At 41.9% G+C, this 13876-nt stretch carries 6 protein-coding genes; all 6 read left to right on the forward strand.

Annotation, left to right across the window (positions count from 1 at the left end):
* The first annotated feature begins 106 nt into the window (after window positions 1–106).
* The 6 genes from uvrA to A3860_RS15965 all read left to right on the forward strand — a co-directional run bounded on the left by uvrA (window position 107) and on the right by A3860_RS15965 (window position 13817).
* Window positions 107–3043, forward strand: a complete 2937-nt coding sequence (uvrA, locus tag A3860_RS15940; RefSeq protein WP_081147719.1) for an excinuclease ABC subunit UvrA — start codon at window positions 107–109, stop codon at window positions 3041–3043.
* A 6-nt stretch (window positions 3044–3049) separates the two neighbouring features.
* A complete protein-coding gene (locus A3860_RS15945; protein WP_081147720.1) occupies window positions 3050–3574 on the forward strand; it encodes a 5' nucleotidase, NT5C type in 525 nt (174 codons plus the stop codon).
* A 299-nt stretch (window positions 3575–3873) separates the two neighbouring features.
* Complete coding sequence (locus A3860_RS15950) at window positions 3874–6948, forward strand: SusC/RagA family TonB-linked outer membrane protein (protein ID WP_081147721.1); 3075 nt, start codon at window positions 3874–3876, stop codon at window positions 6946–6948.
* A 27-nt stretch (window positions 6949–6975) separates the two neighbouring features.
* Window positions 6976–8469, forward strand: a complete 1494-nt coding sequence (locus A3860_RS15955) for a RagB/SusD family nutrient uptake outer membrane protein (RefSeq protein ID WP_081147722.1) — start codon at window positions 6976–6978, stop codon at window positions 8467–8469.
* Between the two features lie 266 nt (window positions 8470–8735).
* Window positions 8736–10220, forward strand: coding sequence for a coiled-coil domain-containing protein (locus A3860_RS15960; RefSeq protein WP_081147723.1), 1485 nt, complete (start codon window positions 8736–8738; stop codon window positions 10218–10220).
* Between the two features lie 18 nt (window positions 10221–10238).
* Window positions 10239–13817, forward strand: a complete 3579-nt coding sequence (locus tag A3860_RS15965) for a hypothetical protein (RefSeq protein ID WP_081147724.1) — start codon at window positions 10239–10241, stop codon at window positions 13815–13817.
* Window positions 13818–13876: the final 59 nt, after the last annotated feature.

Raw genomic sequence — 13876 nt, forward strand, 5'->3', positions numbered from 1 at the left:
TTCAACATTCCTACAGTTATTTTGTTCATATCTTTGACAAATTATTTAGTAAAATCGTTTACGTTTTTAGTGTAATTTCCCACACCAATAAAAGGCGCACGTAAATATGTCAGATGTGAAAGTAAAAAAAACGGTACCTGCGAAAAGCGAACAAAGGGCCGGGGTTGAAACAGACGAGTCGATACATGTATTTGGGGCAAGGGTTCACAATCTCAAGAATATTGATATTAGTATTCCAAAAAATAAGCTGGTTGTAATAACAGGCATCAGCGGCAGTGGCAAATCGTCCCTGGCTTTCGATACCATCTATGCGGAGGGGCAACGCCGTTATATGGAAAGTTTTGGTGCATACGCCCGCCAGTTCATTGGCGATATGGAGCGGCCCGATGTAGATAAGATAACTGGTTTGTCGCCGGTAATTTCAATTGAGCAAAAGACCACTAACAAAAACCCGCGTTCAACTGTAGGTACTATAACAGAAGTGTATGATTTCCTGCGGTTATTGTTTGCCCGCGTTGGGGAGGCTTACAGTTACAATACGGGGAAAAAAATGGTCAAGTTCAGTGAAGAAGAGATCGTTGATAATATCTATAAAAAATTTAAAGGGAAGAAGATCTCCCTGCTTGCCCCGTTGGTGCGTGGCCGTAAAGGACATTATCGCGAGCTGTTCGAAGATATTCGCAAAAAGGGCTATGTTAAGGTACGTGTTGATGGCGAAGTGAAAGACCTTGTTCCCAAAATGCAGGTTGACCGTTACAAGATACACGATATAGAAGTGGTGATCGACCGCATGGCTGTTACAGATGACATGAAAGTGCGGTTGAGTCAAAGTGTGCAAAAGACACTGCAAATGGGGAAGGAACTAATGTTTTTGCTGGTGCATGAGGCAACTGCTTCTAACGGAAAAAATGGAAAAGCGGCAACCGGCGGAGGCGAAACAGTAGTGCAGTATTCACGTCAGTTAATGTGTGAAGACACCGGCATCAGTTATGAGGAACCTTCGCCCAACAGTTTCTCCTTTAATAGTCCATATGGCGCCTGCCCCACCTGTAAAGGGCTGGGCAATGTATACCAGATCAGTATGGATGCCATTATACCTGATAATTCCTTAAGTATTAATGATGGTGGCATTGCGCCGCTGGGCGAAGAAAGGGATAATTATGTTTTCAGCCAGGTACAACGGTTGGCAAAGAAAAACAAGTTCAGCCTTGATGTGCCAGTGAAAGATATGCCTAAGAAAGCGCTGAACCTGGTGCTGTATGGTAATGAAGCCGGGTCGGAAGAAGAACACCTCGATTTTGATTCCATTGGCCCCGATGCAAAGATGTTCACCGAAGAATTTGAAGGGTTGATACCGCAGCTGAAGCGGTGGTTTGCTGCCAGTTCCAGCGATTCGGTGCGTCAGTGGACCGAACAATTTATGGAATTAAAAACCTGTACAACCTGTAACGGCGCCCGGCTCAAAATAGAAAGTCTTTGGTTTAAAGTAGATGAAAAGAATATTGCTGATCTGAGCGAGTTTAACCTCGATAAACTGATGCAATGGTTTAAAGGCATTGAAAAAAGGTTGTCGAACAAACAAAATACCATTGCAAAAGATGTGTTGAAGGAGATCCGCGAACGGTTGCAGTTCCTGCTCGATGTGGGTTTAACTTATCTTACGCTTAACCGGTCGTCCCGTACGCTCAGTGGTGGCGAATCGCAACGTATACGGCTGGCCACCCAGATAGGTTCGCAATTGCAGGGTATTACCTATATATTGGATGAACCGAGTATCGGCTTACATCAACGCGATAACCACCGGTTGATTGAAGCGCTGAAGAACCTGCGCAATATTGGTAACAGTGTGTTGGTGGTAGAGCATGATAAAGACATTATGCTGGCGGCCGATCACCTGGTTGATATAGGCCCCAAAGCCGGTTTTCATGGCGGCAGGGTAGTAGCGCAGGGCGAACCGGCTGCTTTGCTGAAGCTGGATACGCTGACATCTGCCTATTTGAATGGGATCAGGGAAATAGCGGTGCCGAAAGAAAGAAGAAAGGGCAATGGAAAAGTGTTGGAATTGATTGGCGCCAATGGCAATAACCTGCAAAAGGTAACGGCGAAATTTCCGTTAGGTAAACTTATTGTGGCAACTGGGGTGAGCGGCAGCGGTAAATCGACCCTCATCATCGAAACGCTGTATCCCATATTAAGCCGGCATGCCTTCAACTCAAGAATGACGCCGCTTGAATACAAAAATATCAAGGGGCTTGAGCATATTGACAAGGTGATTGAAATTGACCAGTCGCCCATTGGCCGTACACCACGCAGTAATCCGGCAACCTATTGCGGCTTTTTTACTGATATAAGGACCTTGTTTGCGTCGATTCCCGAGGCTAAAATACGCGGGTATAATGCCGGCCGGTTCTCCTTTAATGTAAAAAGCGGCCGCTGCGATGTGTGTGAAGGCGGTGGAATGCGGGTGATAGAAATGAATTTTCTGCCCGATGTATATGTACACTGCGAAAAATGCCAGGGCAAACGGTATAACCGCGAAACGCTCGAGATCAGGTATAAAGGCAAAAGCATCAGCGATGTGCTTGATATGACCGTTGATGATGCGGTTGAGTTCTTTCAGAATGTACCTTATTTATACCGGAAAATAAAAGTGCTGCAGGAAGTAGGGTTGGGGTACATTACGTTGGGGCAAAGCGCCGTTACCTTAAGCGGAGGCGAGGCCCAACGCGTGAAGCTGGCTACCGAATTATCGAAAAAAGATACCGGTAAAACTTTTTACATTCTCGATGAACCCACTACCGGGTTGCATTTTGAAGATATTCAACATTTACTTGATGTATTGAACAAACTGGTCGACCGGGGTAATACCGTGCTGGTGATAGAGCATAATATGGATGTAATAAAAGTAGCCGATCACATTATAGACCTGGGCCCCGAAGGTGGCGATGGGGGCGGGCAGATCCTGTTTGAAGGAACGCCCGAAGACCTGCTGAAAGTAAAAGCCAGCCACACTGCAAAATTTTTGAAAGAAGAATTAAAATAACAGGAGATGGAACGAGTAATTATAGATATGGACGAGGTGATTGCAGATCCTATGGGGGCCATGATCGCATGGTATGAGAAAGCGCATGGGCTACCGGTTGATCTGAATAAAATGAATGGCTCGTGGTTGATGGGTTTTCCCGAACAGCATCAAAAACTTGTACGGGCGCGTTTGTATGAGCCGGGTTTTTTTCGCGACCTGCCAGTGATGAAAGACAGCGTGGAGGTGTTAAAGGAAATGAATCAACGATACGAGATCTTTATAGTATCTGCTGCAACAGAATTCCCCAATTCATTAAAGGACAAGCTGGATTGGCTGATGGAGCATTTCCCATTCTTTACCTGGAAACAACTGGTGCTTTGTGGTGAAAAGCGTATGGTGTTTGGCGATCATATGATCGACGACCATGTACGCCATCTGCAACATTTTAATGGGAAGAAGTACCTGTTTACCGCTGCACATAATATAGGAGTAACCGGTTACGACCGCATCAACAGCTGGGAGCATGCTGCTAAAGTATTTTTGCAGTAATCTGCGGGGAGTACTTTTTTTAAGATGGCTGTTTTGTTACTAACCGTAACATTCATGCAACATTATTCAAGGTTATTAGAAAACGGTTGCGAAGACTTTTTAAAGTAATTAAATTAAAATATCATTAATTCGATGTATCTTGAGGCCCCGGAAAGTAAATTTCTGCGGGCTATTGTATTACTTCAACCATTATGCTTTATCCTGGTCACCATTCGTTTATTGGTTGTCTTGCAAATGAATGAAGCCTAATCGCAACTTGCTATAAGATAGTTTTTTTGTAAAACCAAACTAACGTAAACATGAGAAAAGTTCAGCTACTGCTGGGGTTCATGATGTTGCTGTATACGCAACTTTGGGCTCAGCAAAGAACCATTACTGGTAAAGTTATAGACGGTAATGGTAACCCCATCCCCAATGCCTCAGTAATTATCAAAGAAACCAACGCCGGTACTTCCACGCAAGCTGATGGCACTTATTCCATAACAATTTCTTCCAATGCAAAAACGATCGTCTTTACAGCGGTTGGTATGGCATCAACCAGCTTTTCCATTGGAAATAAAGGGATCATCAATGTAAGCATGGAAGCTTCAGACAAAAACCTGTCTGAGGTAGTGGTGGTAGGTTATGGTACGCAGAAGAAATCTACTGCTACTTCATCCATTGTGAAAGTGGGTGGTGATAAGCTGGAGAACAAGCCATTGGTATCGGTAGACCAGATGTTGCAGGGTGCTGCGGCAGGTTTGCAATCATCGGCTTCTACCGGACAGCCGGGTGCGAATCAACCCATCCGTATCAGGGGGATTGGTTCATTTACTTATGGTGGCGCACAACCCCTGTATATTGTTGATGGTGTGCAAATAAATTCCGGTGACCTTGCCAATGGTAATGGTGTTGCCACTTCCGGTACAGGTTCGTTTAATATCAATCCCAGTACAAACGTTCTCGCAACAATCAATGCGAACGATATAGAAAGCATTTCAGTATTAAAAGATGCTGCTGCTACCTCCATCTATGGTTCCCGTGGCGCCAATGGCGTTATCGTTATTACAACCAAAAGTGGAAAACAGGGTAAAGCGCAGGTCAGGTTCGATGTAGAGGCTGGTAACAGCAAGGCCATTCTGCCTCCTGATGCGGGCAGGCCATTAAGGGCTGCCGACTGGCTTATGCTGCTGAAAGAAAGTTATGTGAATGCAGGTACGGCGCAAGCTGATATTGATAAAAATATGCACTCTTTCGGTGATACCAGTGGTATTGATACCGACTGGCTGGGACTGGTAACCAGAACCGGTACGCAGCAACAATACAATATAAGCGCTACAGGTGGAGAAGGTAAAATTAAATACTTCTTATCGGGTGGGTATTTTAAACAGGAAGGAACCACTATTGGTACCGACCTTAAAAGATATACAGGCAATATGAAAATTTCATATGCCATAACTGATAAAATTACTACTACTACCAAAATATCAATTGGTAATGTATTGCAGAATTCGGCGCTGGCATCGAGCGGGGCAACCGGTGGTGGCGGTTATTTTGGAAACCCCACTTATGTGGCTTTAACCCTTCGTCCTACCCAGCAAGCCTATAATGCCGATGGTTCTATAAACATAAATACCGGCAACAATCTTGGTTTTCCTTCACATTACAATCCCATGTATATTGCCGCGCACGATAAAAGATGGTTAAAGGCAGTACAGGGTTTGGTGAACCAATCACTGGAGTATAAAATACTCGCTGGTTTGAAGTTTACGAGCAACATGGGTTTGCAGTATACTACTGATGAAGAATATCAGTTCAATAACCCATATCATGGAGATGCCTCTGGTTCTTCAGGCGAAGGTATTTCTTATTATACACGTAACTTTTTATGGGATTGGACCAATCAGTTCGATTATCACTATGATATCATAGCCGACAAAAAATTCTATATAGATCTGAAAGCGGGTTATGAGTCAATCAAGAACAGCTTTTTCCAGCAAAAAGGCGATGTGACCAATTTCCCGAACTATGACTATTATTTGTCTACTAACGGGGCCACTTCTACAAATGGAAAGGTTTCCGGTTCTGATTATACATTCCAGGGATATTTTTCGAACGCTATTTTTAGCTATAACGACAGATATTCTTTATACGGAAGTTTCAGACGCGATGCCTCTTCCCGTTTCAGCACGAGCAACCGTTGGGGAAATTTTGCTTCAGTTGGAGCTGCCTGGACAGTTTCCAATGAAAACCTTTTCGAAATTGTGAAGCCTTATGTTTCATACTTTAAGCTTCGTGCCAGCTATGGTAATAACGGTAATGCGGAGATCGGGAACTATACATGGCGCCAGCAGTTCGGCTATACCTATAACTACAATGGTGTAGCTGGTGGAACATTCAACAATATTGGTAATGGAAACCTTACCTGGGAAAAGAACAAGCAAATTGATGCGGGTTTTGATCTCGGTTTTTTCAATAACCGGTTGAATGTTACATTCGATTATTACAAGCGTACAACTAAAGACGCGATATTGAATCTTAATATTTCCCGTACTTCAGGGTTTACCGGATTTATCGCAAATGTGGGCGATCTTGAAAACAAAGGGATTGAGCTTACTATCAATGCTACGCCGGTTCAAACAAAAGATTTCAAATGGGACATCAACTTTAACTTTACGCATAATACCAATAAGGTTACCAAGTTGCCTGCCGGCGATCAATTCAATCCGCAGGCCTCAAACTTTTACCTGCGTGAGGGTAATTCTATTTACTCATTTTATACCCGTGGCTGGGCTGGGGTAGATCCAAATGACGGGGCTGCCCAGTGGTATACCGATAGCTCAAGATCTGCAACTACAAAAGTAAGATCACAGGCTTCACAGTTCCTTGTTGGTAAAAGCGCCGATCCCAAGTACTATGGCGGTTTGGGTAATACCTTTACCTATAAGAACATCTCGCTTAATTTTGATTTCTATTACAACTACGGTAATTATTTCTCTGAATCTTACGCCCAGTATTTCCTGGATGGTTGGCAGGCGACCCGTGGAAAATATGCCCTTAATTTAAAAAGATGGCAAAAAGCCGGGGATGTTACAGATGTACCCAAATATGTATACGGTCTTACCAATACCAACTCGGGATCAGACAGAACACTTTTTAAAGGCGATTACATTCGTTTAAGAAATATTCAGGCGATGTATCGGATAAACAGTAAAACAGTGCTCGATAAAATGCATATAACTGCTTTAAGTGTATATGTGCGCGGTACCAATTTGTGGCGGAAAACCTATGATAAGAACCTGTTGAACGATCCGGAACAAGGTATTCTTGGGTTGAACCAGCAACAGGTACTGCCTACGAAATCGGCTACTATAGGTTTGAACATTACATTCTAATTTCAAAAGCAGTTAAAATTTACTACAATGAACAAACTAAATATGTTTAAACATACTTCAGCATTGATTCTGGCAGGGATTGTACTTCTTACGGCCGGCTCCTGTTCAAAGTCATTTTTAGATAAAGTACCCCTTGATGCTACCAACACTGCGGGCGCAATAAAAGATGAGCCCAGCATGTATACAGCGATCATTGGTATGTATTCTTCATTGCGGGCTACCGATTTGTATGGCAGAACGTTGGCGATCAGGGGTGACCTGATGTCTGATGATTGTTTCCTTTCTTCGTCCAACTCTGGAAGGTATACCGGTTTTAACACTTACGACATGGATAAAACCAACCAATACCCCAGGGATGTTTGGCAGACTGCTTATACGGCTATTAAAAACGCCAATTTTATCATTAACAGTGGCCTTGAGAACAACTCTAATAACATAAGTCATATGTATGCCGAGGCATATGCTGTAAGAGGAATGGTGTTGTTTGATCTTGTAAGGAACTTTGCCCCTCCCTATACTGCAGATCCTACAAAGCTGGGTGTGCCTATTGTGCTGAAATTTGATAGCCTGGCATTACCGGCCAGAGATACCATTAGTAAAGTATATGCACAGGTGTTGTCTGATCTGAATACGGCATATTCCCTGGCAAAATATACCCAGAATGCTACCATGACCTTCGCTTCAACCGGTGTGGCAAGAGTAATGAACGCCTCTTATATTACCAAGTATGCTATCAAGGGTTTGCTGGCAAGAGTTTATCAGCACATGGGCAACTGGACGGCTGCCCGGGATGCTGCTCTGGATATTGTTAATAATGCAGGAAATACGCTTATTGAAAGCGGCGGCCTGGTAGGTTATTGGGCTGGTACAGTTACACGGCCCGATAAAGTGGAAACTATGTTTGAAGTAACATCAGATGCCAATAACAACGTATCGGATGGTACCCTGGCAAATATTTATGTGCCCAAAAATATGGGCGGTAGCTATGGCGACATCCTGGCTACCAAGACCTTGTATGATTCTTATTCATCTACTGATGCCCGAAAGGGATTGTTTATGGATACTGTCCGTAGCTCTCAATTAGGCAGGGCATATTATATAACAAAGTATCCTATCAATACGGTGTCATATGACGATGTGAAAATTGTTCGTTATGCTGAGATCTTATTGATACTTGCTGAGGCTTATTATAATTTAAGTGATGAAACCAATGCCCTGAAGTATGTAAATATGGTTGCTACAAAGCGTGACCCTGCATATGCCGGTTATGCTACAACAGGAACGCTTGTGCTGGAAAGCATTTTAAATGAGCGGTTGAAAGAGCTGGCATTTGAAGGTTACCGTTTCTGGGACCTGTACCGTTTGCAAAGAACATTTGTAAAACCACAGGCTCAGAATAGCAGCAATGCGATCAGTAAGAGTGTTACCGTAACACCTTCTACACCCAATATGGTTTTCCCGATACCAGCCGATGAAATACTGGTAAATGGTAACCTGAAACAGAATGATGGTTATAAATAATAAAAAGATATTGTTGAAAAACCGGTAATTATTACTCTTTTTCTCATGTATGGTTAGCAGGGGTTGGTTGAAAAACCAGCCCCTTTTTTTATTATGTCATACCTGATCTATGTTTAGTTAACTCCTCTAACAACACGTCTATTGCTAAAATCTACACGCCTATTGGCAAAACTTCACGCATATCAAAAAGTGACTAACTAAGGAATTTTATATTCATTAGTTATCTTATTTTTATATCACACTAACCAAAACACGTAGACCTGTCCATGAGAAAGAAAATACAAGCTTTTCTTATTGCCTGCATGTGCATCCTATGCTGTCAAATGGCTGGTGCACAGGATAAAAAGCCTTCTGTTGATAGTATTATAGACATCCCTTCTTCTTATTTCTCGAAAATTGAAAGCAAATACGATGGCCTGGAAGACCGGGTAACGAAACAAACTGAAAAATACCTTCATCGATTATTCAACCGGGAGAAGAGACTGCAACGCAAACTGGCCAAAATAGATTCAACAGGGGCAAAACAGCTGTTTGCCAATTCAGAAAAGCAGTATAAGCAACTGATAGATAAAATGAAATCCACGGGCGATAAAGCATCCGGGACCAGTGGGGCCTATATTCCGATGCTTGATTCGGTAAAGACCAGCCTCGCGTTCCTGGACCAGAACAGTTCATTTTTATCCCAGTCTAAAGAAACTCAGGAAAAGCTGAAAGGATCGCTATCGAAGGTCAATCAGCTGCAGGACAAATTCCAGCAGACTGAGCAGGTGAAAGCCTTTATTCAGCAACGAAAACAGCAGATAAAGGAATCGTTAAGTAAATATAGCAATCTTCCGAAAGGTATTACCAATGAATTTGATGGTTATAAAAAGGAAGCCTATTACTACCAGGCTCAATTAAAGGAGTATAAGGAAATACTGAACGAACCTGACAGGATGATTCAGAAAGGTTTGTCATTATTGAACAAACTGCCTGCTTTTACACAGTTCATGAAACAACACAGTGAGTTGGCCAGCTTATTTAGATTACCCGATAATTATGGTTCCCCACAAAGTCTGGCCGGATTGCAAACCAGGGCGCAGGTACAGCAGCAAATTCAAAATCAATTGGCCAGTGGCGGACCCAACGCGCAGCAATATTTGCAACAAAATCTGCAAGCGGCGCAGTCGCAGTTGAATACGCTTAAAGATAAATTAAATAAGCTAGGGGGCAGTGGTGGCGGTGATATGGATATGCCTGATTTCAAACCCAATAACCAGCGAACAAAGACCTTCTGGCAACGCCTGGAATACGGTACTAACTTTCAGACAGCTAAAAACAATTTCTTTCCCACCACAACTGACTTTGGGTTATCCGTCGGTTATAAAATAACAGATAAAAGTACTGTAGGTATAGGCGCCAGTTACAAAATGGGGTGGGGACAAGATATCAAACATATTGCCATCACTCATCAGGGTATAGGACTTCGTTCTTATCTCGATATCAAACTTAAAGGCAGTTTTTTTGCCAGCGGTGGATTTGAATATAATTACCAGCCGATAAATGACAGCTTACTCACAACTTCTTCGGCAAGAGGATGGGAAGCACCTAGTTCCTGGCGGCAAAGCGGATTGATAGGTGTCAGTAAGATCGTATCTATAAAAAGCAAATTTTTCAAGAAGACGAAACTGCAATTGATGTGGGATTTTTTGAGCTATCAGCAGGTGCCGCGCACACAGCCGGTGAAATTTCGCGTAGGTTATAATTTTTAAAGCAGAAACTTTATCAATATGGCAATAATAAAAATGGGTAAAAAGTCTAAACTACTTATTGGACGGTTAACTGTTTTATTTCTTTTCCTGCATCCTGTGGTTTTATTAAATGGACAGAACCTTAATCCGCAGAACCTGACCAATGTCATTCCGCCTACACCGGAAGTGGCTGCTTTCGCAAAGTATGTAGATATGCCGGTAGGTTATTCTACCGGGTCAGCTCAGGTAAGTATTCCGGTATATACAGTTACCAGTGGAAGCTTGTCGGTGCCTATCAACCTGAGTTATAATACCTCGGGTATCAAAGTTGAGGAAGCTGCAACCTGGGTTGGATTAGGTTGGAATTTAAGTACGGGGGGATCCATTTCCCGGATGGTTCGTGGATTACCTGATGATTTTGGCTCCGAGGGGTATATGCATACGGCAACCACTGTTCAATATATTTTATCATTATCGCCTTCCAGTGATGAATATAAACAAATCATGGCAGGCAGGGTATATGCTTCCAACTCCCTGGATATTGAACCCGATATTTTCATTTATTCAATAATGGGGTATTCAGGAAAGTTTTATTATGATCAGCAATTGCATCAATTTGTGCAAACTCCTTATCAGGCTGTTAAGATCCAATATACGCTGAATGGGAGCATGATAACGGGATGGACGCTTACGTTACCGAATGGTGTTACCTGTTATATGGGGCTTTCAAAGGACGGCAATAGGACCGGTTATGATACTTATAACGGTCAATCAGGGTTTACCAATACAAATGGTACAAACGGTGAATCCGCAGGCGACGGATCTCCTTCGCATATAACCACCTGGCAAGTCATGGATATTGTTTCCCCAACGACCAAATCTATAAAATATTATTATACAAGCATAACTGCAACCGATTTTGGCAGAGGCGGGGAAACGAAAGATTATCAGACAGGTTCCTTGTGCGATGAACTTACTACTGACAGAATCAGTGCATCTTTTTATAAACAATATTCTAATAAGGCACAAATAAGCAGGATTTCAACCGATTTATGCGACGTATATTTCGTACCCTCGATAGAAGGCAGAGAAGATGTTCTGGCAGACCCTGTGGCTACTAAAAGATTAGACAGTATAATTGTAAGAAATAAATCAAATCAGATTGTTAAATCCTTTTCATTTGATTATGGATATTTTGTCAGCACTGATATAACTTCTATAAACGGGATGGGGGATGTGACAGATGTTTCGGCCAAACGGCTGTACCTGAAATCACTTACAGAAAATAGCAGTACCGATGGGACAAAATTGCCTTATTATTTTTATTATGATACTAATATTAAGCTTCCAAACCGGCTGTCTGCTGCACAGGATTACTGGGGATATTACAATGGCAAGAGTAATGGCACTAATTTAACACCTAAACTAAGGGAAAGGTTAATATATGGGTTTGGCACAGGTTTTTTACCAGGGGCCGACAGAACCGTAGATTTTAATTATGCCAAAGCTTGTTCTTTAAATAAAATTAAATATCCTACCGGCGGCACCACAGAATATTTTTTCGAAAAGAATATGATTGGCGGGAATTCCTATAATAATATAATGAATGGGTTCCAATTGTCTGGCATGTTGGACAAGAGTTACTTTTTTTATAAGTCAACTGAATTTCAACCTCAGGGAACGCCCGCTTTTACTTATATAGATACGCTTGAAATTGGAGATATTGTCGATGAAGCGCAGGTGATTGCTCAAATTCCGGGATGTGCATCTGGTGCACCCATGTCAGATGATTGTCCCGTTGTGTTTTCTATAACCGGTATAACTGATAATAGTTTTTATATAACAATGCAGACCAAAACTATTTATGTTAATCTCCCAAAAGGTAAATACCTGGTAAAAGCGGTTACAAGCAGCGATGGTGATATTACCATTCCTGATTTTTCAGTAAGAATTAATTGGCAGGAAAATCCGGATCCGAATAATTACGTGGCCGGAGGCATGCGGGTATATAAAATTGTGAATACCGATGGTAACGGAGGCCGCCTGGTAAAACGGTTAAAGTATAATTGGTTTACAGACTCCACCCGTAGCAGCGGTGAACTGATTTCGGCTCCAGTGTACCACAAAAAAATTTATTGCGGCACTGCAAACCAAATTGAGCCCACTGTATTACGTACGGTCTCAAGCAGTATGGTGCCCTTGGCTTCACTGGACGGACAGATCATTCATTATACCAATGTAACAGAGTATTATAGTGATACCAATTCCTATAAAACCGAATATGAGTTTTCGTTTGACTACTATGGCACTGTTGATCCTAATGGTGAAAATTACCCGGTACCTACACCTGTGCAGCGGGATTGGAGAAAAGAATTGCTAGTCAGCAAGAAGGTTTATGAAAAGGTAAATGCATATGATGGTTTCAGGATATTACAGTGGGAACAGCATTTTTATAATTATTTTGAATTTAAAGAAAAAATTAACTCGTTTGGTATTCGGATTGCACCATATGCGACTGGTGGTTTCGGCACTACCCCTTACAAATTTACTACTGAATGGTATCTGCCTGATTCTATAAGTACTATTCAATATACTTATAAAGCTGATGGAACTCCGGGTAATACCATTGTATCTACTAGCAAAAGCTTTTTTAATTCAAACAACTATTATGTTGTTTCAAATACCCGCTCAGTTAATAGTAAAGGCCAGGTAACAGATACCAAAACGTGGTATCCCGCAGATTATAATAATATTTCAAGTACTAATCTCGCTTCGTTACAGCAGGCCGGCTTTATTCAGTTGCCTGTTAAGGTAGAGACTTCCAATGATGGAAAGTTAACCAACGGTCAGCTAATAACTTACAATGACCAGGGACTTCCTGTTGGCGTATATGCTTATGAGAATAGCAACATTACAGATACAGTGGCACATGACAGGAACCTCCTAATTCCGGCTAATTATTCACTAAAAAAATCTTTGTGGTATAAGAATGATTATTTCACATTGCTGCAGGCAAAAAATCCGGATGATGAAATATTGTCATTTATATGGGATTATAGCGGATCTTATCCCATTGCGCAGATTATGAATTCAGACAGCGCTTCTATTGCTTATACCAGTTTTGAGGCAGATGGCAGTGGATACTGGAGTGTTGGCAGCAGCGCACGCGTATCAGGCGGAATAACAGGAGGCTACTCTTATCAGTTATCCAATGGTAATGTCAGTAAAACTGGGCTTACCAGTACCGCCACTTATATAGTTTCATACTGGACAAGAAATGCCTCGCCTTATACAATTGCAGGTACAATAAGTGGTTATCCGGTTCAGGGAAAAACTGTTACTATTAATGGTATCACCTGGACCTACTATGAACATAAAATAACCGGTCAATCTACTATTACAATAGCCGGCACAGGTTACATTGATGAATTACGATTGTATCCTGAGAATGCGCAAATAACCACCTACACGTATGACCCATTAATAGGTATTAGCACCCAATGTGATGTGGATAACAGGATCACTTACTATCAGTACGATGGATTGGGAAGATTGCAGCTTATTAAAGATCAGGATGGCAATATTATTAAAACTGTAGAATACCATTACCGGCAATAATACACAAAGAACTTCCTTTGCTGCAAACAAGAGTTGTACTAATCATAAGAATATAATAA

The organism is Niastella vici (assembly GCF_002077945.1).
GTDB classification, from domain to species: Bacteria; Bacteroidota; Bacteroidia; order Chitinophagales; family Chitinophagaceae; genus Niastella; species Niastella vici.